This window comes from Luteibacter sp. HAY1-4A, from assembly GCF_056755355.1.
Genome location: NZ_JBNDHZ010000009.1, coordinates 65,463 through 92,211, shown reverse-complemented (window position 1 = coordinate 92,211; position 26,749 = coordinate 65,463). Strand labels below are relative to the sequence as shown.

Here is a 26,749-nt window from a genome sequence, read left to right as displayed (position 1 = left end):
AATGCGCGAAGAACAAAAAAAAACGGCATGCCGTAGCACGCCGTTTCGGAAATATACGTTGAAGGGTTCCGTCAGATCTTGGCGATGCCTTCGGGGCGCTTGGCGCCGGCGAAATGCTTCGACCAGTAAGCTTCGTTGAGGCTGTCGACGCGGACGGTCTTACCGGCCGACGGCGAGTGGATGAACTGGCCATTGTCGATGTAGATACCCACATGCGAGATGGCCTTGCCGCGGGTGCGGAAGAAGACGAGGTCGCCCGTTTTCATTTCGCTGCGCTTGACCTTCAGGCCGGCAAGGAACTGGCTGGCCGAGTTGGTCGGGAGATCGAGACCGATGCTGTGCAGGAAGACGTAGCGGACGAAGCCGCTGCAATCGAAACCGGTGGAAGGCTGGCGACCACCGCGGTGGTAGCGGATGTCGCGGAGCTTCATGGCAAAGGCGAGGAGCGCTTCGCGGGCGTGGCCGTCGACGTGACCGGCGAGGCGGGCCGTGGCGGCGGCAACGAGACTGTCACCGTCATCGCCGTCGTCTGGAAGGGAGGAGTCGTCTGCCGCGGTGGCCGGAGCGTCGGCCTTGGGGGCGGAGATCGAAGCGAAATCGGGAACAGCGGACTGGGCCAGGGCCGTTGCGGGCGCGAAAACCGGCAGATCGGTAAGGAGCAGCGTTGCGGACTGGTCAAGACCCTGTGGAGCAGTGACGGTGTCGGCGATGGCGGGTGTTACGGAAGCGATACAGCAGGTGGCTAACGCGAGAGCGGTCAGTCGCTTTAAATACATGAGCGAAAAGGCCTATTCATCGTGGAGTTAAGCCGCCGTGAAGGTGAGACGACCGTGAACGAGCAGTGAAGTTACCAAACCCCCTACGCCTTGTTGTTGGCATAAAGTTAAAAAATGCCATTCCTAGGAAAGATTCAGACCAGTCGTATGAAATTACGGCAAGAAGGGCGAAAACCTGAACAGGTTTAGGCACTTGCTTTCACATAAGTGAGGGAGATCGGGGCCGATCGATCGACGGCCGGGCGGGCGAATCGCCTCAAACCTTGTAGGTCCTTGCCCCGAAGATGGCCGAGCCGATCCGCACTTCGGTGCTGCCTTCGGCGATGGCGAGGGCGAAATCGCCACTCATGCCCATCGACAGGCGCTCCGTGGGATGCCCCGCGTCGCGCGCCCTGTCACGCAGGCGATACAACGCCCGGAAGCACGCCCTCACCCGCTCCTCGTCCTCGGTGGCTTCGGCGAGTGTCATCAAGCCACGCAGGCGCAACGAGGAGAAAGCCTTCAGTTCATCGAGGAACGGCAGCAGGCGATCCGGGGCGATGCCGGACTTCGTTTCTTCCGGGGATGTCTTCACCTGTACCAGCACGTCGATCGCGCGCCCTCGCGCCTGCAACGCCTTGTCCAGGGCCACGGCCAGTTCGAGGCGGTCGAGCGACTGCACTTCGGCGGCGTGGGCGGCCACCACCTTGGCCTTGTTCGTTTGCAGGTGGCCTATCAGCACCCATTCCACGGCCTCGCCGGCCAGGGCCGCCGCTTTCACCTGCACTTCCTGAGCCTTGTTCTCGCCGAAGCGGCGCAGGCCCAGGTCGAGTGCTTCGCGCACGACCTCCGGACCGAAGGTCTTGCTGACCGGAAGCAGGGTCACGTCCGCCGGATCGCGGCCGGCACGCCGGCAGGCGTCGGCGATGGACGCCCGAACGGCGCCAAGCCGGTCCGCGAGCGTCCCCGCTTCCTGGCTCATGCCTTCGATGCTTCCTGGAAATGGCGGGCGACGACGTCGGCCACCACCATGCTCACGCGCTTCCCGGTGGGAATGTGCAGGAATTCGTTGGGACCGTGCGCATTCGAATGCGGGCCAAGCACACCCGTGATGAGGAACTGCGCCTGCGGGAATTTCTCCCCGAGCATGCCCATGAAGGGAATGCTGCCGCCTTCGCCCATGTAGGCCGCCGGCGCGCCGAAGTAGTGTTCGGAGGCCTTCGCCACGACCTCTTCCAGCCACGGCGACAGGGCCGGCGCATTCCAGCCGCTGCCGTCCTTCTCCAGGTCGAAGGTGACCTTTGCGCCGTACGGAGGATCTTTCTCGAGGAGTTGCTTGAGGAACTTGCCGGCCTCGGCGCCCGACAGCGTCGGCGGCACGCGCAGGCTCAGCTTCACCGAGGTCCTGGGGCGCAACACATTGCCCGCGCTGTCGAGCGCGGGCATGCCACCGACGCCGGTGACGGCCAGCTGAGGACGCCAGGTGCGATTGAGCACCAGTTCCGCGAGATCGTCGGTGACGGGTTTCATGCCCTCGACGAAGGGAAACTTGTCGTAGACCGCCGTACCCAGCACGTCCGCCGACCGGCGCGCCTGTTCCATGCGCTGCGGCGGGATGTCGACGTAGAGTTCCTTCGGCACAATCCGCCCGGTGGCCGGATCCTCGAGGCGGCTGAGTATCTCGCGCAGGATGCGGAAGCTCGACGGCACCACGCCCGACGCGTCGCCCGAGTGAACGCCCTCTTCCAGCACCTGCACGGTGAGGTTGCCGCCGGTCATGCCGCGCAACGAGGTGGTGAGCCAGAGCTGGTCGTAGTTGCCGCAACCGGAGTCGAGGCAAACGACGAGCGCGGGGTTGCCGATGCGGTCGGCGAGGTGGTCCACGTAGTACGGGAGGTCGTAGCTGCCGGATTCCTCGCAGGCCTCGATGAGGATCACGCAGCGCGCATGCGGCACGCCCTGGTCGCGCAATGCCAGCAGCGCCGCCAGCGACCCGAAGATGGCGTAACCGTCGTCCGCGCCGCCACGGCCGTAAAGCTTGTCGCCTTTGATCACGGGCGTCCACGGACCGAGGTCGTCGGCCCAGCCTGTCATCTCCGGCTGCTTGTCGAGGTGGCCGTAGAGCACGACGGTTTCATCGGTGCCCTTGCCCTGCACACCCTGCGCGGGCACATCGATGTAGATGAGCGGCGTCCGCCCCTCCAGGCGTACCACCTCGAGGGAGGCCCCTTCCAACGCAGGCAGCTTGGAACGCGCCCAGGACTCCATCAGCGCCACTGCCTGGTCCATGTAGCCATGCTCCCGCCATTGCCTGTCGAACATCGGCGACTTGTTCGGGATGCGGATGTATTCGACCAGCTGCGGAACGATTTCGGCGTCCCAGAGGCCGCTGACGAAGGAGGAAATGCGCGAGGTATCCATGACTGGCCAGGCTCGTTGGACAAAGGCCGATTGTAACAGCGACGACGGCGGCGCCCTTGACGATGTCGGACCGGATGGCCGGCGCGCGGCGGAATGGGAGCACGTGCCGTTCAGGCCTTCGCCGGTTCGCGCATTCCGCAGCACACCGCAGAGTGCCCCTGCGCCATCCGGCGCCGCATGAGGAGAACCATCTTGAAACGACTTGTCATCGCCCTCGCGGGCCTTCTGCTGTCGCCGCTTGGGCTTGCATCGACGCCCGTGAACATCAATACCGCCGACGCGGCCACGCTGGCGCAGTCGCTCGACGGGGTCGGCATGGCGAAGGCCCAGGCCATCGTCGCCTGGCGCGAAGCCAACGGCGCCTTCGAGTCCGCCGACCAGCTCGCCGAAGTGAAGGGCATCGGTGCCTCGCTGGTCGATCGCAACCGCGACGCCATCCAGGTGGATGGCGGGAAAGCGGCCAGGAAAGCGAAAGGCCCGCGCAAGACCAAGGGTGGCGAGGAAGACTGAACGCACACCGCCGCGGGTGGAAGGCTTCCCACCCGCGGCGAAAGCGCTACACTCGCGCCGAATGCGGGGCCGCCACTTGTGCCGCCGCATGGAACAGGGGCTTGATGAAGCAATGATCCTGCCGCGTTACCGTATCGCCGACTCCGCCATCCCCGGCGCCGGCAAGGGGCTTTTCGTCGACGAATTCGTGCCGGCCGGACGCATCGTCACCGCGCCCGACCAGATCGACCGGACCTATGCCTGGGCCGAGATCACGCAGTCGCCTGCGCTGGCGGCCGACATGCACGCCGCGGCTCGCTGGTTCGAGGACCGTTACACGGTTTCTCCCGATTGGCCCGACGAATGCTATGTGAACCACAGCTTCGCGCCCACGGGCCTCTGGCACCTGGGCTTCATCTTTGCCGCGAAGGATCTCCCCCAAGGCACTGAAATCACGGTGGATTACCGGCACCTGCTCGCTCCCGGCGAGCACGAGAGCTTCCAAGATGCCGCCACTGGTGAGAAAATAACCGGCTTGTCCTGGCAGGAAAGCCTCGCGCAAAGCACGCGCGCCCTGGCCCTCCTGCTCGGCTGACACCTGGTCACTTCGATGGCAATTGCAGACATTCCCGTCCTGGAAACGCCGCGCCTGCGGCTCACCGCCCTTACCGAACGCCACTTCGACGATTACGCGGCCATGCTCGCGGACGCCGAGAGCACGCGTTGGATCGGCGACGGCCAGCCGCTCGACCGCATGAACGCGTGGCGGTCGATGGCCATGTTGCTCGGCCACTGGGCATTGCGTGGCTGCGGCATGTGGGCCATCGAGCTGAAGGACACCGGCGAATTCATCGGCCGCGCCGGCCTGATGAAGCCCGAAGGCTGGCCCGACCTCGAACTGGGCTGGATGCTGAAGCCCGAGCACCGCCATCACGGCTATGCCACCGAAGCGGGCGAAGCCGTCCTCGACTACGCCTGGAACCAGATGCACGCACAGCGCGTCATCAGCCTCGTGCGGATCGGCAACGAAGCCTCCGACCACGTCGCCGAGCGCCTGGGCGGCGAGCACATCGACAACATCGACTTCCTCGGTGGCGCCACCCACCTGTTCGCGTACTACCCGCCGCATCGCGCCGTCCGCCGGGCCGGCTGATCCTGGTGGGAGCCGGCGCCCTACAGCGCCGGAGCGAAGTCGGTACGGCGGCGGCGCGGGTTGACCATGACGAGTCCCGCCAGCGCCAACAGCCGCGCGGTGCGCATCCAGGCGACCACGATCACACCCAGTTGCACGATGAGGATGCCGAGCGGGAATCTGCTGCCCGCCGCTGCCGTATGGCCGCGCCAGGCGGCAATCGCCACCAGCAGGACACCGCCGACCACGGTGATCGCAAGGTAGACGAACAAGGTCGAGAACGGCCTGCGGATGAACTGCATGAAGCCCCGCCCCAGCGCGAGAAAGGCGGAGCGGAGCCCGATGTCGGCGATGAACTGCGCACGCGCCGATTCCACGATCGCTTGGGCGATGACGAAGAACAGCAACGCCACGGCAAGCGCGCCGTGCTGGTACCAGTCGGCGCTCGAGGGCAGGACGGCAGCGTCGATCTTGTCGTCGGCGAACGACGAGGCGCCGAAAGCCGCGGCGACGAAGATGCCATAGGGAACGAGGGCCAGGATCGACAGGCGCAGCATGCGACCGTATTCCGCCGCCCCACCCTGCAGCAGCCCGCCGAAACTCAGCGCCCTGTGCGCGCGTCCACCCGCCACGATCATGCCGGCAAGGAACGGCGCCGTGAGCAAGGTCAACAGCATGCCCGCGACGAATGCCATGCCGGTCCAGGCGTTGTCGTTCGTCAATGCCGCGAACACGTCGCCGAACATGAGACCGTCGAAATGGCGGGCCCAGGCCTCCGCATGCACGGAATGCCCGAGGAGGTCGTCGAGCACGCGCCACAACGGCAGTGCCACCACCATCGTGGGGAGCAGCGTGACGAAGATCCACAGAAGCATCAGGCGCCACTGCAATCCGGCGATGCTGGCGCTACCGATGGCCGCGAGGGAGGAGCGTCGTTGACGGCCGTTCATAGCGTCCCCACGAGCGAATAGAGACCTTGCAGGAGGGCGGCGAAGTCCGCGCCCCATCGTTGCGACGCCGCGTGGTTGGCATCCACGGTGCGGCTGTCGTTGAGCTTGTCGGAGTCGAGATAGATCTTCCGCTCCGGATCGAGTTCGGCCGACGCGCCTTTCACCGGTTTCACGAACACGAAGCGTGCCCAGCGGCGGCCGTCGTCCCAGCGCACCGTTTCCGACGAGCCGTCCGCAAAAGTGACCTTGAGCGTCTGCGGCACGGGCGAAGCATCGCGCCGCACCGTCACGATCGTCTTCCACGGGAACGGCCCCGTCCCCGGCGCGGCATCCGGATGCGCCTTGTCCCAGGCGTCACGCTGTTTCTCGATGGCTTCGTCGTTGGCGTCCGAGGTGATCTCCTCGCGCCGGCCGTCCTTCACACGCGTGCCGGCAAGAGGCAGTACCTCCTTGCTCACGATGTCGCTGACGCGATCGTCGATGCGTTCGGTGCCGTACACGTATTGATCGAACACCTGCGCCACCACGTCCGGCTTTCCGGAGACCTCGGAGAGCGTGGCCTGGAGATCGGCGATGCCGGGGTGACGGAAGTGCCACGTCGCGTAGTACTGGCGGAACGCCTTCTCGGTTACGTCCTTGCCAAGGCGCTCTTCCAGGTCGTGCATCGCCGTGGCCGTGCGCGAATACACGGTGCCGTAGTCGGCGCTCGACAGCCGGTCCCAGGCATTTTCGCCCAGCGGATCGGAGGGACGACGCAACCTCGCGAACATGTGCTCGAGCATGAACGGGTCGAGCGGTGGCTCGGCACCGAAGAACTGCCACAACGGTTTGGTGAGGTACACCTTCTGCCCGCGATCGTGCAGCATGCGATCGTCCCAGTACTCGTTGAGGCCCTCGTCCAGCATGGGTTCCTCGAACTCGTTGGACGCGAGCAGCCCATAGAAATAGCCGTGACCGAACTCGTGGACGGTGACGAAATCCAGGAGGTATTCGTCCAGCGTCTTCGGCTTCACGTCGCGAAAGCTGTCCGCGGTGAAGAACGTCGGATATTCCATGCCGCCCGCCTCCGCCGCATTGAACGGCGGCACGACAGCCGTGAGCGTCTTGTAGGGATACGGCCCGAGGGTCTTGGAGAAGTACGCGAGGGAGTCGAGGGACGCCTTCAGTACCGGCTTCGCGCTCGCCTCGTACTCGGGGGGATAGATCACGCGCACTTTCACGTTGGGGCTGCCGGGCCCGTTGTATTCGCCGTCCAGGGTCCGGTATCCGGGCGCGGCCATCCAGGCGAAATCGTGCACGTCGCCCTGCATGAAGTGCCAGGTCAGGTCCTGGCCTTCCTGCACCGGAGCGCCTTGCTGCTCGCCCACCGCGGCCACGACGTAATCCTTCGGTGCGGTGACGCGGACGTCGTACTCGCCGAAATCGGCGTAGAACTCGCTGTTGAAGTGGAATTCGTGGACGTTCCAGCGCGGCGCCGTGGCACCGCGCTCGCCGGGAAGTTCCAGCACCCCGATCTTGGGGAACCACTGGCCGACGAGGTGAAACTGCCCGACGTAGCCGGTGCGCAGGATCACGCGCGGCAACTGGCTGTGGAAATTCATGTCCAGCGTGACGCTGCCGCCCGCCGGCACCGGCTGCGCCAGGTCGACGCGCACGACGGTATGGTCCGTTTCCGGCCCGCCGTCCGGATGCACGTAGAGCCACTTCAGCGCGGCGCCGTCCTGCTCCACGTTTCCGAGATCGATGTATCCCCACTCCCCTTTCTTGACCGGCGCGATGCCACGCGACCCGCCATGCGCGGCCAGCAAGCGGCGCTCGGTGAAGAAGGTGCTGCCCTCTCCCTCAAAGGCGTTGAGGTACAGGTGCAGGAATACCGACGAGACGGGCCTGTCGCTGCGATTGCGCCAGGTCAGCTGCTGTTGGCCGTCGACGGTGTGCTTTGCGGGATCGAGCCGGGCCTGGATCCTGTAGGACACCACGCGATCGGACAGCGTCGGCTCGTTGCCTTTGCGGGGCCCGCCCCAGGCCTCGGGCGCGCTGGGCGTGCGAACGAAGCCGGCACGGGGCGAAGCGAAGGCGATGTCCGCGGGGGGAGCCGCCGTCGCGGGAGGCGCCGTGGTGGAGGCCGCGGCCGGAACCTGCGCCGGCGGCACCTGGGCCGATACGCCGCCGGCGCACATCAGTGCGCCGGCGATGGTCGAACGAACGATTCTGGCTGCCTGACGGCGCATCGGCCCACCCTCCCCTGGAAGCGCACGAGATTGCGTCTCCGGGAGCGGGCCCGATATAGGCCAAAGGTCACGGTCGCCCGGGCGGTGCCCGGGTTCAGCCACCTTCGGCGGCAGGCAGTTGGTTCACGTCGCGCACGCTGTACACGTCGATCGCATAGGGCGCGTGTGCGTCGCCGGTGGCCTCGAAACGTCCGAACACCGTGGCGTCGGCGCGTACACCCTTCTCGCTCACCGTGCGCCGGAACGAGACCACGTCACGCTTGCGCGCAGCGGCGGCGTCCATGCTTAGGTTCACCGCCCCCTTGCATTGCGCGTCGGTGAGCATGGTGACCTTGCCTTCGGTACTGGCGGTGCCGCGCACGGTGACCGTCGTACCCACGTATCGGTCCGCGGTCTGCAGGACCGAACAGATCGTATCCGGCGGCGGCTCGTCCGACCGGGCGGCAGCCGCGCCGGCGACGAACAACAGCATGGTGGCGACGCCCGTCGCCCGAACGAAAGCAATCGCGTTCATAGGTAATCCCCCCTTCAATGCCGGCCGTCTGCGGCCGAGCCGATTGGACGGCTAAACGCAGCACAGCGCGTTTGCCGTTTCCGGTCAATAAGAAAATTCGGCAGGTCCGCCAGGGGGCCTTTGGCGATCAATGACTTAGACCGCCGGCCAGGGTATCGGCGATACTGCCGTTCCCCTATCGAAGAACCGATCCATGGCTTCCTACGACGACGATTTCGACCACGAAGACGGCTACGACGACGAGGACGGCGAGGATTCGACCGAGTCCAGGGTCTGGCGCCTGCTGGCACTGATCAACCCGGGTGACGAGGACGGCGCGCTGCAACAGTTCGCCGCGTACCGCGACATCGTGGAGGAAGAAGGCGACGACGATCCCATGCGGATCGTGGCCCAGGTCACCGACTGGCGCTCCGGCTTCGAGGTGGACGCCGACGACACGCGCGCCCTGATCGAGGCGATCAACGAGCTGGCCAGCCGCTGGAACCTCTCCATCGACTGGGATGGCGATCCGGACGACGACGAATTCCACGAAGACATAGACGGCCCGGAAATCTTCTCCCGCGCCTTCGACCAGCTGAACCAGCACGGATACACGCTGTGGGCTCGCGAAGCGGACGACGACGATGTCTACGCGGGCTGGATCACCCAGTCGCGGGACGATGAGGCCATGCGCATCATCGCCACGGAACTGGGCATCAACCTCAGGCTCGGAAACCAGGTGAGCTGAGGCCGCTATACTGCCGGCATGAATTATCGCCACGCCTACCATGCCGGCAACTTTGCCGATGTCCTCAAGCACATGGTGCTCGTGGCCCTTATCGATGCCCTGAAGCAGAAGGATTCGCCCTTCTGCTACATCGACACGCACGCAGGCCGCGGCCGTTACGACCTGCGCAGTGCCGAGGCACGGAAAACCTCGGAATCCGACGAAGGCTTCGGGGTGCTGAAGACCGCCAGCGGCCTGCCTCCCCTGCTCTGGAAGTGGCTGGAAATCGTCCGCGCCTGCAATGAAGGCGACGAGGCCATGCGCCACTATCCCGGCTCACCGTGGATCGCCGCACACCTGATGCGCGCCGGCGATTCCGCGCAGCTCTGCGAATTGCGGGTCGACGAGGCCGGTGCTTTGCGCCAGCTCTTCCACCACGATCCCCGCATGCACGTACACCAGCGCGACGGGTACGAGGCCTTGAAGGCGCTGGTGCCGCCCAAGGAGAAACGGGGACTCGTTCTCATCGACCCGCCGTTCGAAGCCCAGGATGCCGAGTTCCGCCTGATCGAAAAGGCGCTGAAGGCGGCGCTCGAGAAGTGGCCCGGCGGCACCTATGCGGTGTGGTATCCCATCAAGCTGCGCAGCCAGGTGCAGCCCTTCCATCGTTGGCTTACCAAAAGCGGAGCGAAGCGCGTGCTCGTTGCCGAGTTGCTGCTGCGGCCGGACGATTCGCCGCTGCGCCTCAACGGCACGGGCGTGGCGATAGTGAACGCGCCGTGGAAACTCGATGAAGCCCTGCGCGATTCGCTTCGCCTTCTGCCGAAGCTGCTGGGTACGCCGGGCAAATCCGAATACCGGCTGACCTGGCTGCTCGACGATGGTCCGGATGAACATGCCGCCCACGCTCCGCAGCCGTTCCATTCAGTGCGGCGGCGCTAAAGTCGTCGCACACGCCAGGAGCAGACCCATGCGACCGTCCACACGCCGTCCCGCCGTCCCTGCCGCCCTCCTCTCGCTCGCTTTCGCCGCCGCACTGGCGGGATGCGCCCCAGCGCCCATCTACAAGCCGACGCCGAACAATGCAGCCGTGCCACCGGCGCAAGTCGCTCGCGAGCCGGAACGCTACGGCAACGCCGACGTGATCTGGGGTGGCCGCATCGTCACCGTGCGCAATTTCGCCGATCACAGCGAAATCGAAATTCTTGCCTACCCCCTGGACGGCTCGCAGCGGCCGCAGGCCAACGATACCGGCAACGGCCGTTTCATCGCCGCCATGCCGGGATACGTCGAAAGCCTCGACTTCCCCGCGGGCGGGCTGGTGACTGTCGCCGGCCGCCTCAACGGCACCCGCACCGGCAACGTGGGCCAGGCGCAATACACGTTCCCGCTCGTGTCGGTGAACCAGTCGCACGTCTGGACGGCCAAGGAAATGTCCGGCGGCCATCCCAACGTGAGCTTCGGTGTGGGCGTCGGCGTCATCCGTTGAACCGCTATCGGCGGCGGAGCTTTGGTAAGATCTTGCGATAAGCAAGGGACGGGGACCACATGTCGGGACATGCCGATTCGAAGCGCGCGATCTTCCTCGCGCTCGGAGCCAATTTCGCCATTTTCATCGCCAAGCTCGTCGCCGCGATCTTCACCGGGTCCGGCGCCATGCTCGCGGAAGCCGTCCACTCGCTGGCCGATTGCGGCAACCAGGGCCTGCTGCTGCTCGGCATGCGCCAGGCGAAGCGCCCTCCATCACCCGACTATCCGCTGGGCTGGGGCCGCGCACTGTATTTCTGGTCGTTCCTCGTGGCCATCCTCCTGTTCAGCGTCGGCGGCATGTTTTCCGTCTACGAGGGCATCCACAAGCTCACCGATCCGGAACCGCTCCGCTGGCCCTGGCTCGCGGTGGGCGTGCTGGCGTTCTCCATCGTCACCGAAGGCATTTCCATGCACGGCTGCATGCAGGAAGTGAACAAGGCCCGCGACGGCAGATCGCTGTGGCAATGGTTCCAGGAAACGCGTGCGAGCGAACTCCTGGTGATCTTCGGTGAAGACCTGGCGGCCTTGCTGGGCCTTTGCCTCGCATTGCTGGCCGTCCTCCTCACCATGCTCACCGGCAACCTGGTCTTCGACGCCGCCGGCACCATCGCCATCGGTGTGCTGCTTATCCTGGTCGCCATCGCTGTCGCTCGCGAAGTGAAAGCCTTGCTGATCGGCCAGGGCGTGGAGCCGAAGCAGCGCGCCGCGATGGTCGCGTTCCTGGAGGCCCGCCCCGAGATCGATCAGGTCTACAACGTCCTGACCCTGCAGATGGGCACGGACGTGATGGTGGCCATCAAGGCCCGGATGGCGCAGACACCTACCGCCCGTGCCATGGTGGAGGCCATCAATATCGTCGAGGCCGATTTCAGGGCCGAGTTCAAGGACGTGCGCTGGAGCTTCTTCGAGCCCGACCACGCCGATTGACAGCGCGGTAGTACAATCGAACGCTTGTCCGCAAGGCCCAAGCCCGATTCCATGCCCGCCACGCTTCCCAGCCCGCCACTTCCCGTCAATGCCAAGATCCGCCGTTTCTGGGTCGCCCCACACGGTTCGTCCTGGGCGCTTCAGGTCGCCGAAGCCGCCCGGGCGCACGCGGGTCTCCTCGTGGTCGTGGTGCGCGATACGCGTAGTGCGGACAACCTCGAGAGCGAACTGTCCGTGTTCGCCGGGGAGCTCCCGGTACTGCATTTCCCGGATTGGGAAACGCTGCCGTACGACGTGTTCAGCCCGCACCCCGAAGTCGTCTCGCAACGCATAGCCACCCTGTATCGCCTGCCATCCACGCGGCGCGGCGTCCTCGTGGTGCCGGTGGCCACGCTCATGCAGCGGATCGCGCCGCGCACCCACATCACGGGCTCCGGCCTGGTGCTGCGCAAGGGCCAGAAGCTCGACCTCGCCGCGGAACAGCGTCGCCTCGAGGCCGCCGGTTATCGCAACGTGCCACAGGTGAGCGAGCCGGGCGACTTTGCCGTGCGCGGCGCGTTGATCGACATCTACGCCATGGGCGCCAGCGAACCCTATCGCGTGGAGCTGTTCGACGACGAGGTCGAATCCATCCGCACGTTCGATACCGAAACCCAGCGCTCCCAGCAGCAGGTCGAAGGTGTCGACCTGCTTCCCGCCCGCGAATTTCCGGTGACCGAAGACGCCGCCAAGGATTTCCGGGCCAACCTGCGCGAACGCTTTCCCATCGACATCCGGCGCTGTCCGCTTTACCAGGACGTGAAGGAAGGCGTCACGCCGGGCGGCATCGAGTACTACCTGCCCTTGTTCTTCAAGAGCACGGAAACCTTGTTCGACTACATCGCCGGGGATGCGCTGTTCGTGCTCGGCGAGGGCGTGTTGGAGTCGTCCGAACAGTTCTGGACACAGACCGCCGAGCGCTACGAACAACGCGCGCACGACATCGAACGGCCGGTGCTCCCGCCGGCCGAAATCTATCTTCCACCGGAACAGCTGCGCGAGCGCCTCAACCGCCAGGTTCGCGTCGACGTCGTCGGGAAAGGCCACGAACACGCTGTGGAACTCGGCACCCAGCCGGCCCCCGACGTGCCGCTGAATCGCAAGGGAGAAGAACCCGGCACCGCGCTGCGGCACTTCCTGAAGAGCTACCCGGGGCGGGTGCTGATCGCAGCCGACTCCGCCGGCCGCCGCGAGGCGCTGATCGAACAGCTGGCCGGGGCCGGCCTCAAGCCGGCGAACGTCGACGGCTGGAAGGACTTCCTCGGCCGCGGCGAAGCGCTGGCGATCACGGCCGCGTCGCTCGAACAGGGTTTCGCGCTTACCGAACCCGCACTGACCGTGCTTACCGAGCGCGAACTGTTCGGCGAAAGGGTGCGCACGGACCGCAAACGCCGCGCCGGCGCGGCACGCGATCCGGAAAGCATCATCAAGGACCTTACGGAGCTGTCGATCGGCTCGCCCATCGTGCATATCGATCACGGTGTGGGCCGTTACCAGGGCCTGGTCTCGCTCGATGTGGGCGACATGCCCGGCGAGTTCCTCACCATCGAATACGCAAAGGGCGACAAGCTCTATGTGCCCGTCGCCCAGCTCGGCCTCGTCAGCCGCTACACGGGTACCGCGCCGGAACTGGCACCGCTGCACTCGCTGGGTGGCGACGCCTGGGAGCGCGCGCGCAAGAAGGCCGCCGAGAAAGTACGCGACGTCGCGGCGGAACTGCTGGCGATCTATGCGCAACGCGAAGCGCGCCAGGGCGAGGCATTGTCGGTCGATCGCCAGATGATCGAAGAGTTCGCGGCCACCTTCCCGTTCGAGGAAACGCCCGACCAGCAGGCGGCCATCGACGCGGTGATCGTCGACCTCGCCGCGCCGCGCGCCATGGATCGCGTGGTCTGCGGCGACGTCGGTTTCGGCAAGACGGAAGTGGCGCTGCGCGCGGCGTTCGCCGCCGCCACCGCGGGCAAGCAGGTGGCCGTGCTGGTACCGACCACCCTGCTCGCCCAACAGCACTATCGCAACTTCGCCGACCGCTTCGCCGACTGGCCGGTGCGCGTGGAAGTACTCTCGCGCTTCAAGTCGAAGAAGGAAGTGGAGGCCGCGCTCGAGCGTCTGGCCGACGGCCAGATCGACGTGATGGTGGGCACGCACAAGCTGCTGCAGGCGGACATTCGCTTCAAGAACCTGGGACTCGTCATCGTCGACGAGGAACAGCGCTTCGGCGTGCGGCAGAAGGAACAGTTGAAGAAGCTGCGCGCGGAAGTGGACCTGCTGACGCTCACCGCCACGCCGATCCCACGCACGTTGAACATGGCCATGAGCGGCCTGCGCGACCTGTCGATCATCGCGACACCGCCCGCCCACCGCACCGCCGTACGCACGCTTATTTCGACCTACCAGCCGGCGCTGATCCGCGAGGCGATCCAACGCGAGCTCGCACGCGGCGGACAGGTCTACTTCCTGCACAACGAAGTGCAATCGATCGAGCGCACGGCGCGCGACCTGGCCGAACTGGTACCCGAAGCGCGCATCCGCGTGGCGCACGGCCAGATGCCCGAGCGCGAACTCGAGGAAGTGATGGCCGACTTCCATCGTCAGCGCTTCAACGTGCTCGTATCCACCACGATCATCGAATCCGGCATCGACATTCCCACCGCGAATACCATCGTCGTGAATCGGGCGGACCGCTTCGGGCTGGCCCAGTTGCACCAGCTCCGTGGACGCGTGGGACGTTCGCACCACCGTGCGTACGCCTACCTGATCGTGCCCGACCGAAAGGCCATGACCGCCGATGCGGAGAAGCGCCTGGAAGCGCTGGCGTCGCTGGAAGAACTCGGCGCGGGCTTCACGCTGGCCACGCACGACCTCGAGATACGCGGTGCCGGCGAGATGCTGGGCGAGGAGCAGTCGGGGCAGATCCAGGAAATCGGCTTCGGGCTCTATACGGAACTGCTCGATCGCGCCGTGCGCGCGCTGAAGTCGGGCAAGGTGCCCGATTTCGACCTCACCTCCGAGCACGAAACGGAGGTGGAACTGCACTTGCCGGCCCTCATTCCCGAGGACTACCTGCCCGACGTGCATACGCGCCTCACGTTGTACAAGCGCATCGCCAGCGCGCGCAACGAAGAAGGCCTCCGCGAATTGCAGGTTGAGATGATCGATCGCTTCGGGCTGTTGCCGGACCAGACGAAATGCCTCTTCGCCGTGGCGCAGCTGAAACTGATGGCCACGCCCCTGGGTGTGCGGAAGCTCGACTTCGGTCCGAACGGCGGGCGCATCACGTTCCGCGACAAGCCCGACATCGATCCCATGGCCTTGATCAGGCTGATCCAGCAACAGCCCCGGATCTACAAGATGGACGGCCAGGACAAGCTGCGTGTGCTGATGGAGTTGCCCGGTTCAAGCGAGCGCATCCGCACGGCGCAGGACCTGCTGGTGGCACTCGGCGCGCCACGTCCCGGCTGACGATGAATCGCCGACAGGGTCGGCTCCCACCAGGTTGGCGAAGGAACCCACGGCTTGGCTCCTTGCATCCCGGTAGGAGCCGACCCTGTCGGCGATGGCAAAAGCGATTCAGCCCGCGGGAGCGGCGCGAACCAGGTACTGCACGCTGAAGCGCCGCTCGTCGTCCATCCAGACCTGGGCAACCGAGAGGCCCGCCTTCGCGGCCAGCTGCGCGAAGTCTTCGAGCGAATACTTGCAGCTGTATTCCACGTGCATGGCTTCGTCCTCGCGGAAGGCGAAGGCGTCGCCGCCCACGTGTACGTCCTGGCGTTTCGTGCTTACAAGGTCGGTCTCGATGCGACCGGCCAGCGCGTTGTAGCGCGCGCGATGGCGGAACGCCGTCACGTCGAAATCGGCGCCCACTTCGTTGTTCAGGCGCACCAGCATGTTGAGGGTGAACTCGCGCGTGACACCGGCCGCGTCGTTGTACGCGGCTTCGATCTCCGCCGGATCCTTCTTCATGTCGACACCGACCAGCACGCCACCACCGTCACTCATCTCGGTGCGCATCTGTCGCAGGATGCGAACGGCGTCCTTCGCCTCGAAGTTGCCGATCGTGGAGCCGGGGAAATAGATGATGGTGCGGCGCGGCGGTCGGGCGGCCACCGGCAGACGCAACGGCTGGGTGAAGTCGGCACACACCGGCTGCATCGGCACGTCCGGAAAGCGGGAAGCCAGTCCCGCCACGCTTTCCATCAATGCACTTCGCGAAATTTCCACGGGCACATAGGCGGCAGGCGTCTGCAGGCGCTCCAGCAGCATGCGCGTCTTGATGCCGCTGCCGCTGCCGTACTCCACCAGGCGTACGTCGGGACCGAGCACTTGCGCGATGTCCGCGGCGTGATCGCGCATGATCGCGATCTCCGTGCGCGTGAGGTAGTACTCCGGCTGCTCGCAGATGCGCTCGAAGAGTGCCGAGCCCCGCTCGTCGTAGAAGAGTCGCGAGGGGAGCTTCTTCTGTTTGGCGGAGAGCCCGCGCCGCACGACCTCCAGGGTGTCCTCTACATCCGGATGACGGTCGTCTACACGGATGTCCTTGGGTTGAGCGCTCATCGATCGGTTCCCAGTCGTATCCCCGAAAACTGCCAGCGGGCATGGGGAGGAAAAAAATTGCGGTACGTCGCACGAATGTGGTCGGCAGGCGTGGCGCACGAGCCGCCACGGAGAATCCACTGCCCGTTCATGAACTTACCGTTGTATTCGCCGAGCGCGCCGGCCAGCGGCCGGAAGCCCGGATAACTGATATAGGGACTCATCGTCCATTCCCAAACGTCGCCGAACATCTGCGCGAGCACGGCGTCCGACGCGGATGCCACCGGTTGGAACATACCGGCGTCCTGAAGGTTCCCCTGCACGGGAATGTCGTTCGCCATCGTTTCCCACTCCACTTCGGTGGGCAGGCGTGCACCTGCCCAGCGTGCGAAGGCGTCGGCTTCGAAGTAGCTGACATGACATACGGGCGCGTGTGGATCGATGGCGCGGCGGCCTTGCAGCGTAAATTCGGTCTCGAGTGCTTCGTCCCAGTACAGCGGCCTCTGCCATCCCTCGCTTTGCACCGTCGCCCAGCCGTCGGAAAGCCACAAAATCGGCTCGCGGTATCCACCGTCATTGATGAAAGCCATGAACTCCGCGTTCGTTACCAGGCGATTCGCGAGCGCGCCGGCCTGGCGGTACGCGCGATGGCGCGGCCCCTCGTTGTCGAAGGCGAAGCCATTGCCGTCGTGGCCGATCGTCACCACGCCTTCGTCGAAAGGCACGTACTCGAGTGCTCGTGGCGCGACCGACACGCCGCGCGGCGTGTCGGGTTGGTAGGCGGGTTGCAGCGGATTCTGCGCAAACGCGTGCTTGATGTCGGTGAGCAGCAATTCCTGGTGCTGCTGTTCGTGCTGCAGACCCAGTTCGATCAGCCCCGGAAGCGCCTCGTCATCGCCACGCGCAAGGCGTTCGGCAACGGCCTCGTCCACGCGCCGGCGATACGACAGCACGTCGTCCAGCGCCGGCCGCGTGAGCATGCCGCGACGGGGACGCGCGTGCATCGGTCCCACCGACTGGTAATACGAATTGAAGAGGAAATGCCATTCGGGATTCGCGGGCACGTAATCGGCATCGCGTCCGAGCACGAACTGCTCGAAGAACCAGGTGGTATGGGCCAGGTGCCACTTCGTGGGGCTGGCATCCGGCATCGACTGCACCACGGTGTCTTCCGGCCGCAATGGCGCCGCCAGTGCTTCGGAACGTTGGCGGATGCGGAGGAAGCGTCGGGCTAGGTCCGCGCCGGCAGGCGGGTTGGACGGGATGCCTAACGGGCGGACGGACATGCGGCGGTTCCGGTACGGCCGTGGGGACGGCGATATTCGGGCACGATGCCCTAGGAAACGTTCAACGAACGTGAGCGCAGCCTGCCGCCAGCTTAACGACCAGTGCACCCGGGCCCCGCGCACTCTCGCCTCCAGGCCGGTTCGGTCTTAACGTTAGTTACCAGCCCCGGAGGATGTGCCATGAACGTCCGTTACCTGCTAGCCGCTTCGCTCCTCGTCACTTGCGCCGTCCAGGCACAGGACGCCCGTCCCCAGGCACGTCAGGAACTTCCCGTGAACGACTGCATGCGCACGGATCGCATCAGCAACTGGGCCATGGTCGACGACCGTACTGTGGTCGTCGCGAACGGCCCCAATTTCTTCAAGGTCACCACGACGACCGACTGCCCCCGCATGGACCTCGGCGGTGGCATCCGTTTCCGCGGTGCCGAGAACATCAAGGCGGTGGCGCCCATGCGCATCTGCGGTAGCATCAACGAACAGATCGTTCGCCGCGACGATCCGCCGTGCCAGATCGGCTCGGTGGAGAAGATCGACAAGGAAACGTACAAGCGCCTGGAGAAGAACGCGAAACACAAGGGCTCCGGCGCGGAACCCAATGGCATGGTGCACTGACCTAGCGCTCCCTCGTGTCGATCGCGATCCAGTTGGTTTCCCAGGTAGCTCCACCGTCCGCCGAATAGGCCTGTTCGAACCGGGCCGAGTCGGCGGATGGCCGTGTGACGACGAAGCGCACGAGAATCGCCTCGCCGTCCAGCATGTCGGCGCCGACGAACGTGCCGATGCCCTTCCCGTCGAAGCCGCCGTACACGGGAGCGGTCATCAGGCCATCGCGCAAACTGGCGAAGTTCAGGCTCCACTGCCGGGACCGCGGGTTGTACAGGCGTAGCGAGCCGCCGGCGATGTCACCGGTGCCGCCCTTGACCGACAGCTCCACGAAGTTGGCCTTGCCATCGAGCAGCGGCTTGACGACGGTCGTGCCTGAAAATTCCGCCCACTTGGCGGGCTGGCCTGAAAGCGGGTTTTGCAGAACCCGTACTTTCGTCAGCCACCGTCCCCACTCCCAATCGAAGTCATGCTGCCCGCCCCCTGCGGATGGCGGAGGTCCGTGTTCCACCGCGGCTGCCACCGGCATGGACAGCATCAGGACGAGCCCCACCACGAGCCGCCGCAGCGGCGTCATGGGGTGGCCTCGCGTGCCGCGTCGGCAGGCGTTCGCGCCGCCTCACGCACAGCGGCAAAATCGCCGGGCCGCCCGAGGTACCCCGGCACGCCGATGGCACGGTCGAGCAACGGATCGGCGACCGGAGCCCCGGCTGCCGTGACTAGCGGCAGCACTCCGGCCCATGCGGGTCGGCCGAGATCGGCGTCGTCGTCGATCGGCGGACCGGCACGCACCTTGGCGGATGCCTCTTCGATCTCGAGTTGCAGCACGGTGGTCTGCGCGAGCTCGGCGCGCGTGGGACCACGCACGTCTTCCCACCGTCGCGCCAACAGGTGATCGGAGAGCGTTCGCAGCGCGTGGAGCTTCGCACGCGGATCGTCGAGGGCGCGCGCGCTGCCGAACGCCACCACCGAGCGGTAGTTCATCGAATGGTTGAAAGCGGAACGCGCGAGGACCAGCCCATCCACCAGCGTCACCGAGACACACACGGGGATGGCGCTACCAAGCTCCTTCATGATGCGTGCGCTGGCCGCGCCGTGGAGGAACAACGTGCGGTCGTCGCGCCCGTAGAGCATGGGCAGGGCGAAGGGCTGGTGGTCGACGGCGAACGCGATAGTCGCCATGAAGCCGGCATCCAGGATCGCGGCGATAGCCGCCCAATCGTGCGTGCCCCGGGCAGCGAGCTGCCTCAACTCCGAGCGCGATGTGTGCTCCAAGGCCTGCTCCTCGTCTCGCTGTGACGAAGCCATGGTCACCGCTATAGTGGCCTCGTTGAAGGGCCACTTTTTATGGAACTAACCATACCACTCGACCGCAGCGGCACCCTGGGCAAGCAGGTCTTCGAAGGAATTCGCGATGCGATCCGCTCGGGGCGTCTACGTGCCGGCGACCGCCTGCCCTCCACGCGAGACCTTGCCGAGCAGTGGGGCGTATCGCGCACGGTCGTAGTGGCCGCGTTCGAGCAACTCCAGGCCGAGGGCTATGTGGCCACGCGTCGTGGTTCGGGCACCTTCGTGCTGCCCGAGGTCGGCATCCGTCCCGCCGATGGCCGGATCGCCCCCATAAGCCTGTCCCGATACGGAGAGCACGTGGCGCGGACGCCGCCTGGGGGCTTCGTATTTTCGACCGCTGCCTCGCACCGGCGCTACGATTTCGCCTATGGGCGCGGCGACATCGCGGACTTCCCGTTCACGCACTGGCGGCGCCTCCTGGCAAAACATGCGAGGCAGGCGTCGGCGCGCGAACTCGATTACGGCCCGGCCGCCGGTCACCCCAGCCTGCGGGAAGCGATCTGCGCCCACGTGCGTCGCTCGCGCGGCGCCACCTGCGATCCGTCGCAAGTCATCGTGGTCAATGGTTCGCAGCAGGCGCTCGACCTGATCGTCCGCGTACTGGTCGACCCCGGCGACGCGGTCGCCATCGAGAACCCTCATTACCAGGGCACCCGGGCGATCCTCGCGGCCGCGGGGGCGCAGCTTTGCCCCGTCGACGTGGACGAAGCCGGGATCGACCCAACCAACCTGCCACCTTCCGCCCGCGCGCTTTTCCTGACGCCCTCGCACCAGTTCCCCACCGGCGGCGTGCTGACGATGGCACGCAGGCTTGCCATCCTCGACTGGGCGAACCGCTGCGGTGCCGTGGTGGTGGAAGACGACTACGACGGCGAGTTCCGTTACGACGGCCAGGCGCTGGAATCGCTCCAAGGCCTGGATGGCGGTGCCCGGGGCATCTACGTCGGCACATTCTCCCGCACGGTGTTCGCGGCGCTGCGCGTGGGTTACCTGATCGTGCCGAAGGCCCTCGTCGGTGTGTTCGAAGCAGCGAAATGGCTTGCCGACCGCCAGACTGCGGGACTCGAACAACGCGTGCTCGCCGAGTTCGTAAGCTCGGGAAGCTACGAGCTCTACCTCCGCCGCGTCCGGCGCAGCCTGGCCGCACGCCGCGACGCGCTGGTCGAAGCCTCGCAGGCCGCCTGGGGCAACACGATGGCAATGACGGGCGCGGCGTCGGGCGCCCACGTCGTGCTGTGGCTGCCGGCCGGATGCAACGAGCTGGATGTCATAGCCACCGCGGCGGCCCACGACGTGGGCGTCTATCCGATCTCCGGCTATTTCCTCGGACAAGGCCGCCCCGGCGTGCTGCTCGGTTACGCACAGATGAGCCTTCCCGACATCCGCGAGGGCGTGCGCAGGCTCGCCGCCTGTCTGCCATTGCCTTAAGCGCGCACGCGAAGGAAATAAAAGACGTTCTTCTCGGGAAGAACCCCAAAAAAAAAAGCCCGGCGCGAGGCCGGGCTTTTCGTTAGCTGACGAACGACCGATCAATAACCGTCGTCGCGGACGTAGCGGGTGCCGTAGCCGTCGTCGACATAGGTCGTGGTGGTGGTGACGCGGCGGGTGACCACCGGTGCGTCTTCATAAACCACCGTGGCCGGACGGCTGTAGTACACCGGGCGATCGTAGACGACCGTGCGCGGCGCCGTCGCATTGGCGACGAGGCCGACCACCGCGCCAGCGACGATGGCGCCGGCGATCCAGCGGCCCGCGTGATCGTAGTGCCCGCCACCGCGGTAGTAACCGCCGCGATAGCCGTAGCCGCCGTGGTAACCGTATCCACCGTGGTAGCCGCCGTAGCCGCCGCCGTAATAGCCGTGCCCGCGTGCGAACGCGCCGGGCGCGAAAGCCATGAGACCTGCAGCGGCCAGGGCCAGACTCGACTTGACGAACTTACCTTTCATGACAGTTACCTCCGGGTGTCGAGCGCAGATTCGCGCTACGGCGCTGAATCCGGACTGAAGTTTTCTCGACCTGCCCTTCACGTTGTCCAGGGGTTCACGAACGGCTTCCGAAGGAGCCAGCAACCGTGGATGTCGTGGCGCCGCGTGAAGTCGAAGGGAATGCTCGGGGCGCTCCAGTCTTCGATGGAAAGATGGGGTTCCAGGGCCGCCCTATCAAGCTGGAAACGACGGAAGTTGTTTGAGAAAACGATCACGCCATCAGGCAGCAGGCGCTCCGCGCAGAGCATCAGCAGCTCCACGTGGTCCCGCTGCACGTCGAAGTCGTCGGCCTTCTTGGAGTTGGAGAACGTCGGCGGGTCCACGTAGATCAGCCCGTACTGCATCGACCGGCTGCGCAGGAAGGTGAACGCGTCCTCCTGCACCAGTCGGTGCCGGTTGCCGGTGAAGCCGTTCAGGGCCAGGTTGCGCGAGGCCCAGTCGAGGTAAGTGCCGGAGAGGTCGACGGTGGTGGTGTCCCGCGCGTCGCCGGCCGCCGCGTAAACGCTGGCGGTACCGGTATACGCGAACAGGTTCAGGAAATGCTTGCCGGCAGCCAGTTCGCGTATGCGCGCACGAACGAGACGGTGGTCCAGGAACAACCCGGTATCCAGGTAGTCGGTCGGATTGATGAGGAAGGTCAGGCCGCCCTCGTGCACCTCGACGAACTCGCCCTTCTGGTCGAACTGGCCATACTTCGAGCCGCCCTTCCCACGCTCGCGGGTCTTCACGGCGATCCGCTCGCGCGGCGTACCGAATACCTCGCCCGCCACGCGCACGATCTCGCGCACTCGGATGCGTGCAATGTCGGCCGGAACGTCCTGCGGCGCCTTGTACTCCTGGATGTGCAGCCAGTCTTCGTACACGTCGATGGCGGCCGCGTACTCCGGCAGGTCCTGGTCGTAGGCACGCCAGCATGTGATGCCTTCCCTCGCGAGGCGCTTGCGCAGGTGGCGGACGTTCTTCTCCAACCGGTTCTTCAACATCTGTGCGCCGGCCGAGAGCGGTTTCATCTCGCGGGGCGCGTCGTCGCGGGCACGCAGCGAGAACGTCAGGAGCGGGGTTTCCAGTGCGCCGTTGTACAGCGCGTAGCGCTTGTCCGGACTGAGGCGAAGCGCTCGTCCGAGTTCCTCGTCGCCCGCGAGCACGGCCGCGCGCCACCCGGCGAAACGGTCCTTCAGCGCCTGCCCAAGCTCGCGATACAGCACCGGCAGTTCGGCCCGGTCGCCCAGGCGCTCGCCATACGGCGGATTGGTGATGACGAGGCCGAGAGGTGTTTCCGGCGGAGGCTCGACGTGCACGGCATCGCGGCGATCGAGATGGACGAAGCCGGCCACGCCCGCGCTCTGCGCATTGCGCTTCGCGGTCTGCACCATGTGCGGGTCCGAGTCGCTGCCGAAGAAGACGGGCCGGAGGGCGCGCATCCCCTCGTCTGCGAGTGCCTTGGCCTCGTCGTAGATCGTGCGCCATAGCGCGTAATCGTGCTTCAGCCAGCCAAGGAAACCGTAGTAGTCGCGGCGCAGGCCCGGCGCCACGCCTGCCGCCATCAGCGCGCCTTCGATCAGCAACGTGCCGGAGCCGCACATCGGATCGACCAATGCGCCGCCTTCGGCATAGATACGCGGCCATTGCGCACGGACGAGCATGGCGGCGGCAAGGTTTTCCTTCAGCGGGGCTTCGCCTTGCTGCTCGCGCCAACCGCGGCGATGCAAGGGCGAACCGGACAGGTCGATCGAAACGGTGGCGCGATCGCGGCGGACGCGCACATTCACGCGGAGATCGGGTTCTTCCGGATCCACATCGGGACGCGCACCGCTGGCGGCGCGGAACTGGTCGACGATGGCGTCTTTCGTCTTCAGCGCGATGAACTGGCTGTGGGTGAGCTTGCTGAGCGCGGTATTGGCGTCCACGGCCAGCGTGCCGTGCGGAGCGAGGTGCTCGGCCCAGTCGATGTCCTGCATGCCGGCATAAAGCGCTTCGGCATCGGCAGCCTCGAATTCGGCCAGCGGCAGCAGCACGCGGCTGGCCATGCGCGACCACAGGCAGGCCCGGTAAGCCGTTTCCATGGTGCCGGCGAAAGACACTCCGGCGAGTGCCTCGCGCACGTCGGTGGCGCCGAGAGCGACGAGTTCGTCCTTCAGCAGGTATTCCAATCCCTTCGGACAGGTGGCGAAAAAGGCGGTCATGCCAGCGTGTCCAGGAAGCGGCGGAATGCAGCGTCGATGTCGGGAAGGGTCGCACCCAGGCGATGATCGTCCTGCACCAGCAGGGCGGGCATGGCGTGCCCGCGCGCGAACGTCAGCGCATCGTCGAGCGGGCACACGTCGTCGGCATACCCATGCACCAGGAACGAGGGCACATCCGGGCGGATGGCGAACGACCGCGGGTAGCCCGGAATGCGCGTCGGCAGGGCCAGCAGGAACAGGCCGGCCACCGGCGCGTCGAGCGAGGCCAGGCCGGAGACGAAGGCGCCCATGCTCGACCCCACGAGGACCGGCGGCACCGGCGAGGCCGCGATGGCCGCCCCCAGGCGGGCCAGGCGCGGGTCGATGGAGCCGGCGTGGCCGCGGGCATCGTCCTCGCGGTAGTCCGGCCGGGTGGTGCTCCAGCCGAGCGATTCGGCCACGGCGGCGAGGGCGCTCACCTTGGTGGCGTCGGGGCCGGAATCGGAACCGTGGGAAAGGATGATGTGGCCGCGCATGGCGGTCTCCGTACGCGGAATGACCGGCTATGTTATCAAAGCGGCATGATCGACATCCTTCACGCCCCCCTGCCCTACGAATCGGTCCTGCCGGAACGCAAGCCGGACGAGATCGACCTCGTCGTCATCCATTGCACCGAGCTGCCCGACCTGGCCATGGCCCGCGAGTACGGCGAGCGCGTGCTCCACGACAGTGGCGCCGGCAACAGCGGCCACTATTACATCGACCGCGATGGCTCGGTGCTGTGCTATGTCGACCCACTTCGCGTCGCCCATCACACCCGCGGCTACAATCCGCGCTCGATCGGCATCGAGCTGGTGAACACCGGCCGCTACCCGGACTGGTTCCATTCCGCGCGGCAGACCATGACCGAGCCGTATCCGGAAAAGCAGATCCTCGCGCTGCGTGCGTTGCTCGACCACCTGGTGGAACGCTTCCCTTCCCTGCGCCACATTGCCGGCCACGAGGACCTGGACACGGCCATGGTGCCGTCCAGCGACGATCCGGAAAACGAGGTGCCCCGCAAGCGCGACCCCGGCCCGCAGTTCCCCTGGGCCCGTGCTTACGACGCCGGGCGTCTCGGCCGTGTTAGCTGCTAGCTGCACGTAGTTACTAAGTTACAGCCATCAACGCACACCTTGCTCGCTTGAAATGTACTGGAACTGTGCGGAGCCTGTGCTCGTAGCTGGCAGCGTCATCCGAATGATCGGACGCCATACGCCAACCGTGTTGTAGAAGTCCTTCTGCTCATTCTGCGAATCCGCGAGCCCATTTGAATTTCCCAGGTAAAAGAATGCTTCGATACCGATCTGGTTCGGTGTAGCCTTCCAGCTCTGGATAATCAGTTCGTTTTGCTCATTGAACGACTCTTGGCCCATCTTCCGCATCGCGTCGAGCATTTGCATGAAGACAGCTGCGTTGTTCGGGGTTCCGCCTACTAGCGTGAAGCCGCACTGATACTGGTGCGAATTGACTCCAGCGGTACGGTAGTGCGCCAGCCAACTGGTCGAGTCGCCGATTCCCTGAGCCTGGCACGGTCCGCTGTTCGCGGGGTAAGCATGATTGTACCCACACCCCAGGCTCACGCGATTGTCGCTATTGGCATCTATGGGAAAACCGCAGAGTATTTCAAGATCTATGACAGGCGCAGGATTGTAGACTAGCGGATAGACAATGAAGCCATGGGTGTAACTATATGCCAGCTTGTTGAACTTGGCGTCCTGGCGATAAAACGAAAACGAAACTCCGTCGCCTTTGGGGTTAATTGGATTGGGTACCCAGGAGTGGTAGTTCGGCGAATATCGCGTACCCCTCAACAGGATTCCGGAACAGAGGAATATCGGCATGTTGACGTTGCCATTGCAATTGGCGAACGCCTCGGAACTGCGCGAGGCGAGATGAGCCGCGACGGTCGCGCCCTCAACGTCATCCGCGCGTGAAGGTCTCTGGCGTGCTTCCTGGAGGACATGGGTCGAGCACGCATGGCAGACCATGATCAAAGCGATCAAGCCCAGGCTCTTCACATGCCGAAATACTTTTTTCATCGCTGCCTCTCCGTGGCATTAATGCCTTGAACCTTTCCTTGGCAGGTGCGGCTGTCGCCTGCGCTGAAACCAATGGTCAAGCTAATCTCACCCGACAGCACTGTCGATATTCCAAAGGTCGTAGACGGCCGAACAGCCCCGGTATACTGCCGAGCAGCGCGCATCACCTATTCGGGGAACACCCATGTCGGACAACCACGTCGGCGAACTCGTCGAACTGATCGAACTCGAACGCCTGGAAGACAACCTGTTCCGCGGCCAGAGCCGCGATATCGGCACCCGCTTCGTCTTCGGCGGCCAGGTGCTCGGCCAGGCGCTGTCGGCGGCACAGCGCACGGTCGATCCGCGGCGCGAGGCGCACTCGCTGCATGCCTATTTCCTGCGCGCCGGCGACATCAACGCACCGATCGTCTACAGCGTCGAACGCACGCGCGACGGCGGCTCGTTCTCGTCGCGCCGTGTCGTGGCGATCCAGCACGGCCAGCCCATCCTCAACAGCTCCGTTTCGTTCCAGGAGCCCGAAGCGGGTTACGAGCACCAGATTTCCATGCCCGAAGTGCCCGCACCCGAGGACGTGGAGCCGATGCCCGCAATGTCTGCCGATCAACTGGGCCGCTTGCCCGAGAAGACGCAGCGCTGGCTCGGCGTCGACGGCCCGTTCGAATTTCGCCACGTGTGGCCGCGCGACGAACTTCGTCCCGCGAAGCGCCCGCCCTATCAGCACATCTGGTTCCGCCTCACAGCGCCCATCGAAGACTCGCTGTCGCTACACCAGGCGCTCCTCGCTTACGCTTCCGACTTCCACCTGATCGGCACGGCCACGCTTCCGCACGGCATTTCCTACCTCACACGGAACATGCAGATGGCGAGCCTGGACCACGCGTTGTGGTTCCACCGACCGTTCCGCATCGACGAATGGCTGCTCTACTCGTTCGACAGCCCGACCTCGCAGGGTTCCCGCGGCCTGGCACGCGGCACGATCTACACGCGCGACGGTGTCCTCGTCGCCTCCACCGCGCAGGAAGGGCTGATCCGCGTCCGCCAGGACTGAG

The 26,749-nt window shown here is 65.5% G+C and carries 26 protein-coding genes; 12 read left to right on the top strand and 14 right to left on the bottom strand.

Annotation, left to right across the window (positions count from 1 at the left end):
• Nucleotides 1-71: 71 nt before the first annotated feature.
• The 3 genes from ACPYOD_RS04725 to ACPYOD_RS04715 all read right to left on the bottom strand — a co-directional run bounded on the left by ACPYOD_RS04725 (nucleotide 72) and on the right by ACPYOD_RS04715 (nucleotide 3,176).
• The gene (locus ACPYOD_RS04725) at nucleotides 72-776 is read right to left on the bottom strand and encodes a C40 family peptidase (RefSeq protein ID WP_481300575.1); all 705 of its coding nucleotides are present in this window, start codon (nucleotides 774-776) and stop codon (nucleotides 72-74) included.
• 256 nt (nucleotides 777-1,032) lie between these two features.
• Nucleotides 1,033-1,737 carry a YggS family pyridoxal phosphate-dependent enzyme gene (locus ACPYOD_RS04720; protein WP_481300574.1) on the bottom strand — a complete coding sequence of 235 codons (705 nt, stop codon included), beginning with the start codon at nucleotides 1,735-1,737 and terminating at the stop codon, nucleotides 1,033-1,035.
• A complete protein-coding gene (locus ACPYOD_RS04715) occupies nucleotides 1,734-3,176 on the bottom strand; it encodes a M20 family metallopeptidase (protein WP_481300573.1) in 1,443 nt (480 codons plus the stop codon). Before ACPYOD_RS04715 ends, ACPYOD_RS04720 begins: the two co-directional genes overlap by 4 nt.
• A 192-nt stretch (nucleotides 3,177-3,368) precedes the next feature.
• Between ACPYOD_RS04715 and ACPYOD_RS04710 the strand changes: the two genes are divergently transcribed.
• From ACPYOD_RS04710 to ACPYOD_RS04700, 3 genes are all read left to right on the top strand, one after another.
• A complete protein-coding gene (locus tag ACPYOD_RS04710) occupies nucleotides 3,369-3,686 on the top strand; it encodes a ComEA family DNA-binding protein (RefSeq protein ID WP_481300572.1) in 318 nt (105 codons plus the stop codon).
• A 112-nt stretch (nucleotides 3,687-3,798) separates the two neighbouring features.
• A complete protein-coding gene (locus tag ACPYOD_RS04705) occupies nucleotides 3,799-4,260 on the top strand; it encodes an SET domain-containing protein-lysine N-methyltransferase (protein ID WP_481300571.1) in 462 nt (153 codons plus the stop codon).
• A 21-nt stretch (nucleotides 4,261-4,281) separates the two neighbouring features.
• Nucleotides 4,282-4,818 (top strand): GNAT family N-acetyltransferase, encoded by a 537-nt coding sequence (locus tag ACPYOD_RS04700; protein ID WP_481300580.1) that lies wholly within the window; start codon nucleotides 4,282-4,284, stop codon nucleotides 4,816-4,818.
• Between the two features lie 20 nt (nucleotides 4,819-4,838).
• On the opposite strand, the gene ACPYOD_RS04695 is transcribed toward ACPYOD_RS04700, so the two are convergent.
• The 3 genes from ACPYOD_RS04695 to ACPYOD_RS04685 all read right to left on the bottom strand — a co-directional run bounded on the left by ACPYOD_RS04695 (nucleotide 4,839) and on the right by ACPYOD_RS04685 (nucleotide 8,492).
• Entirely contained in the window at nucleotides 4,839-5,747 is a 909-nt protein-coding gene (locus ACPYOD_RS04695; protein ID WP_481300570.1) for a hypothetical protein, read from the bottom strand.
• The gene (locus tag ACPYOD_RS04690) at nucleotides 5,744-7,978 is read right to left on the bottom strand and encodes a M1 family metallopeptidase (protein WP_481300569.1); all 2,235 of its coding nucleotides are present in this window, start codon (nucleotides 7,976-7,978) and stop codon (nucleotides 5,744-5,746) included. Before ACPYOD_RS04690 ends, ACPYOD_RS04695 begins: the two co-directional genes overlap by 4 nt.
• A 94-nt stretch (nucleotides 7,979-8,072) precedes the next feature.
• Nucleotides 8,073-8,492, bottom strand: coding sequence for a hypothetical protein (locus tag ACPYOD_RS04685; protein ID WP_481300568.1), 420 nt, complete (start codon nucleotides 8,490-8,492; stop codon nucleotides 8,073-8,075).
• Between the two features lie 193 nt (nucleotides 8,493-8,685).
• Here ACPYOD_RS04685 and ACPYOD_RS04680 point away from each other — a divergent pair, with 193 nt between their 5' ends.
• Genes ACPYOD_RS04680 through mfd form a run of 5 tightly spaced genes read left to right on the top strand, consistent with a single transcriptional unit; the run spans nucleotide 8,686 to nucleotide 15,156 of the window.
• On the top strand, nucleotides 8,686-9,219 hold the full coding sequence (locus ACPYOD_RS04680; RefSeq protein WP_481300567.1) for a DUF6630 family protein: 534 nt from the start codon (nucleotides 8,686-8,688) through the stop codon (nucleotides 9,217-9,219).
• A gap of 18 nt (nucleotides 9,220-9,237) precedes the next feature.
• Nucleotides 9,238-10,140, top strand: coding sequence for a 23S rRNA (adenine(2030)-N(6))-methyltransferase RlmJ (locus ACPYOD_RS04675; protein WP_481300566.1), 903 nt, complete (start codon nucleotides 9,238-9,240; stop codon nucleotides 10,138-10,140).
• A gap of 28 nt (nucleotides 10,141-10,168) precedes the next feature.
• Nucleotides 10,169-10,687 (top strand): Slp family lipoprotein, encoded by a 519-nt coding sequence (locus ACPYOD_RS04670; protein ID WP_481300565.1) that lies wholly within the window; start codon nucleotides 10,169-10,171, stop codon nucleotides 10,685-10,687.
• A 59-nt stretch (nucleotides 10,688-10,746) separates the two neighbouring features.
• Entirely contained in the window at nucleotides 10,747-11,655 is a 909-nt protein-coding gene (locus ACPYOD_RS04665) for a cation diffusion facilitator family transporter (protein ID WP_481300564.1), read from the top strand.
• A gap of 51 nt (nucleotides 11,656-11,706) precedes the next feature.
• Complete coding sequence (gene mfd, locus ACPYOD_RS04660) at nucleotides 11,707-15,156, top strand: transcription-repair coupling factor (RefSeq protein ID WP_481300563.1); 3,450 nt, start codon at nucleotides 11,707-11,709, stop codon at nucleotides 15,154-15,156.
• Nucleotides 15,157-15,264: 108 nt separating this feature from the next.
• Here mfd and egtD read toward each other — a convergent pair whose 3' ends face one another.
• Nucleotides 15,265-16,248, bottom strand: coding sequence for an L-histidine N(alpha)-methyltransferase (gene egtD, locus ACPYOD_RS04655; RefSeq protein ID WP_481300562.1), 984 nt, complete (start codon nucleotides 16,246-16,248; stop codon nucleotides 15,265-15,267).
• On the bottom strand, nucleotides 16,245-17,513 hold the full coding sequence (gene egtB / locus ACPYOD_RS04650) for an ergothioneine biosynthesis protein EgtB (protein ID WP_481300561.1): 1,269 nt from the start codon (nucleotides 17,511-17,513) through the stop codon (nucleotides 16,245-16,247). Before egtB ends, egtD begins: the two co-directional genes overlap by 4 nt.
• A 180-nt stretch (nucleotides 17,514-17,693) precedes the next feature.
• On the opposite strand from egtB, the gene ACPYOD_RS04645 reads away from it, so the two are divergent.
• Nucleotides 17,694-18,128 carry a DUF6491 family protein gene (locus tag ACPYOD_RS04645; RefSeq protein ID WP_481300560.1) on the top strand — a complete coding sequence of 145 codons (435 nt, stop codon included), beginning with the start codon at nucleotides 17,694-17,696 and terminating at the stop codon, nucleotides 18,126-18,128.
• Between the two features lies 1 nt (nucleotide 18,129).
• Here ACPYOD_RS04645 and ACPYOD_RS04640 read toward each other — a convergent pair whose 3' ends face one another.
• Both ACPYOD_RS04640 and ACPYOD_RS04635 read right to left on the bottom strand, forming a co-directional pair.
• The gene (locus tag ACPYOD_RS04640; RefSeq protein WP_481300559.1) at nucleotides 18,130-18,696 is read right to left on the bottom strand and encodes a hypothetical protein; all 567 of its coding nucleotides are present in this window, start codon (nucleotides 18,694-18,696) and stop codon (nucleotides 18,130-18,132) included.
• The gene (locus ACPYOD_RS04635) at nucleotides 18,693-19,394 is read right to left on the bottom strand and encodes a pyridoxamine 5'-phosphate oxidase family protein (protein ID WP_481300558.1); all 702 of its coding nucleotides are present in this window, start codon (nucleotides 19,392-19,394) and stop codon (nucleotides 18,693-18,695) included. Before ACPYOD_RS04635 ends, ACPYOD_RS04640 begins: the two co-directional genes overlap by 4 nt.
• 72 nt (nucleotides 19,395-19,466) lie before the next feature.
• Between ACPYOD_RS04635 and pdxR the strand changes: the two genes are divergently transcribed.
• On the top strand, nucleotides 19,467-20,897 hold the full coding sequence (pdxR, locus tag ACPYOD_RS04630; protein WP_481300557.1) for a MocR-like pyridoxine biosynthesis transcription factor PdxR: 1,431 nt from the start codon (nucleotides 19,467-19,469) through the stop codon (nucleotides 20,895-20,897).
• Between the two features lie 101 nt (nucleotides 20,898-20,998).
• On the opposite strand, the gene ACPYOD_RS04625 is transcribed toward pdxR, so the two are convergent.
• From ACPYOD_RS04625 to ACPYOD_RS04615, 3 genes are all read right to left on the bottom strand, one after another.
• Nucleotides 20,999-21,415 carry a hypothetical protein gene (locus ACPYOD_RS04625; RefSeq protein ID WP_481300556.1) on the bottom strand — a complete coding sequence of 139 codons (417 nt, stop codon included), beginning with the start codon at nucleotides 21,413-21,415 and terminating at the stop codon, nucleotides 20,999-21,001.
• 77 nt (nucleotides 21,416-21,492) lie between these two features.
• Nucleotides 21,493-23,637, bottom strand: a complete 2,145-nt coding sequence (gene rlmKL / locus ACPYOD_RS04620; RefSeq protein ID WP_481300555.1) for a bifunctional 23S rRNA (guanine(2069)-N(7))-methyltransferase RlmK/23S rRNA (guanine(2445)-N(2))-methyltransferase RlmL — start codon at nucleotides 23,635-23,637, stop codon at nucleotides 21,493-21,495.
• A complete protein-coding gene (locus ACPYOD_RS04615; protein ID WP_481300554.1) occupies nucleotides 23,634-24,152 on the bottom strand; it encodes an alpha/beta hydrolase in 519 nt (172 codons plus the stop codon). The genes rlmKL and ACPYOD_RS04615 overlap by 4 nt, the downstream gene beginning before the upstream one ends.
• Before the next feature lie 45 nt (nucleotides 24,153-24,197).
• Between ACPYOD_RS04615 and ACPYOD_RS04610 the strand changes: the two genes are divergently transcribed.
• Nucleotides 24,198-24,752, top strand: a complete 555-nt coding sequence (locus ACPYOD_RS04610) for an N-acetylmuramoyl-L-alanine amidase (RefSeq protein ID WP_481300553.1) — start codon at nucleotides 24,198-24,200, stop codon at nucleotides 24,750-24,752.
• A 27-nt stretch (nucleotides 24,753-24,779) separates the two neighbouring features.
• On the opposite strand, the gene ACPYOD_RS04605 is transcribed toward ACPYOD_RS04610, so the two are convergent.
• On the bottom strand, nucleotides 24,780-25,697 hold the full coding sequence (locus tag ACPYOD_RS04605) for a hypothetical protein (protein ID WP_481300552.1): 918 nt from the start codon (nucleotides 25,695-25,697) through the stop codon (nucleotides 24,780-24,782).
• A 184-nt stretch (nucleotides 25,698-25,881) separates the two neighbouring features.
• Here ACPYOD_RS04605 and tesB point away from each other — a divergent pair, with 184 nt between their 5' ends.
• Nucleotides 25,882-26,748, top strand: coding sequence for an acyl-CoA thioesterase II (tesB, locus tag ACPYOD_RS04600; RefSeq protein WP_481300551.1), 867 nt, complete (start codon nucleotides 25,882-25,884; stop codon nucleotides 26,746-26,748).
• Nucleotide 26,749: the final 1 nt, after the last annotated feature.

What these genes read in the sequence shown, in the direction of transcription:
- ACPYOD_RS04725 (WP_481300575.1), bottom strand. Translation starts at nt 776, where the DNA reads ATGTATTTAAAGCGACTGACCGCTCTCGCGTTAGCCACCTGCTGTATC.
- ACPYOD_RS04720 (WP_481300574.1), bottom strand. Translation starts at nt 1,737, where the DNA reads ATGAGCCAGGAAGCGGGGACGCTCGCGGACCGGCTTGGCGCCGTTCGG.
- ACPYOD_RS04715 (WP_481300573.1), bottom strand. Translation starts at nt 3,176, where the DNA reads ATGGATACCTCGCGCATTTCCTCCTTCGTCAGCGGCCTCTGGGACGCC.
- ACPYOD_RS04705 (WP_481300571.1), top strand. Translation starts at nt 3,799, where the DNA reads ATGATCCTGCCGCGTTACCGTATCGCCGACTCCGCCATCCCCGGCGCC.
- ACPYOD_RS04695 (WP_481300570.1), bottom strand. Translation starts at nt 5,747, where the DNA reads ATGAACGGCCGTCAACGACGCTCCTCCCTCGCGGCCATCGGTAGCGCC.
- ACPYOD_RS04690 (WP_481300569.1), bottom strand. Translation starts at nt 7,978, where the DNA reads ATGCGCCGTCAGGCAGCCAGAATCGTTCGTTCGACCATCGCCGGCGCA.
- ACPYOD_RS04685 (WP_481300568.1), bottom strand. Translation starts at nt 8,492, where the DNA reads ATGAACGCGATTGCTTTCGTTCGGGCGACGGGCGTCGCCACCATGCTG.
- ACPYOD_RS04680 (WP_481300567.1), top strand. Translation starts at nt 8,686, where the DNA reads ATGGCTTCCTACGACGACGATTTCGACCACGAAGACGGCTACGACGAC.
- ACPYOD_RS04675 (WP_481300566.1), top strand. Translation starts at nt 9,238, where the DNA reads ATGAATTATCGCCACGCCTACCATGCCGGCAACTTTGCCGATGTCCTC.
- ACPYOD_RS04670 (WP_481300565.1), top strand. Translation starts at nt 10,169, where the DNA reads ATGCGACCGTCCACACGCCGTCCCGCCGTCCCTGCCGCCCTCCTCTCG.
- ACPYOD_RS04665 (WP_481300564.1), top strand. Translation starts at nt 10,747, where the DNA reads ATGTCGGGACATGCCGATTCGAAGCGCGCGATCTTCCTCGCGCTCGGA.
- mfd (WP_481300563.1), top strand. Translation starts at nt 11,707, where the DNA reads ATGCCCGCCACGCTTCCCAGCCCGCCACTTCCCGTCAATGCCAAGATC.
- egtD (WP_481300562.1), bottom strand. Translation starts at nt 16,248, where the DNA reads ATGAGCGCTCAACCCAAGGACATCCGTGTAGACGACCGTCATCCGGAT.
- egtB (WP_481300561.1), bottom strand. Translation starts at nt 17,513, where the DNA reads ATGTCCGTCCGCCCGTTAGGCATCCCGTCCAACCCGCCTGCCGGCGCG.
- ACPYOD_RS04645 (WP_481300560.1), top strand. Translation starts at nt 17,694, where the DNA reads ATGAACGTCCGTTACCTGCTAGCCGCTTCGCTCCTCGTCACTTGCGCC.
- ACPYOD_RS04640 (WP_481300559.1), bottom strand. Translation starts at nt 18,696, where the DNA reads ATGACGCCGCTGCGGCGGCTCGTGGTGGGGCTCGTCCTGATGCTGTCC.
- pdxR (WP_481300557.1), top strand. Translation starts at nt 19,467, where the DNA reads ATGGAACTAACCATACCACTCGACCGCAGCGGCACCCTGGGCAAGCAG.
- ACPYOD_RS04625 (WP_481300556.1), bottom strand. Translation starts at nt 21,415, where the DNA reads ATGAAAGGTAAGTTCGTCAAGTCGAGTCTGGCCCTGGCCGCTGCAGGT.
- rlmKL (WP_481300555.1), bottom strand. Translation starts at nt 23,637, where the DNA reads ATGACCGCCTTTTTCGCCACCTGTCCGAAGGGATTGGAATACCTGCTG.
- ACPYOD_RS04615 (WP_481300554.1), bottom strand. Translation starts at nt 24,152, where the DNA reads ATGCGCGGCCACATCATCCTTTCCCACGGTTCCGATTCCGGCCCCGAC.
- ACPYOD_RS04610 (WP_481300553.1), top strand. Translation starts at nt 24,198, where the DNA reads ATGATCGACATCCTTCACGCCCCCCTGCCCTACGAATCGGTCCTGCCG.
- ACPYOD_RS04605 (WP_481300552.1), bottom strand. Translation starts at nt 25,697, where the DNA reads ATGAAAAAAGTATTTCGGCATGTGAAGAGCCTGGGCTTGATCGCTTTG.
- tesB (WP_481300551.1), top strand. Translation starts at nt 25,882, where the DNA reads ATGTCGGACAACCACGTCGGCGAACTCGTCGAACTGATCGAACTCGAA.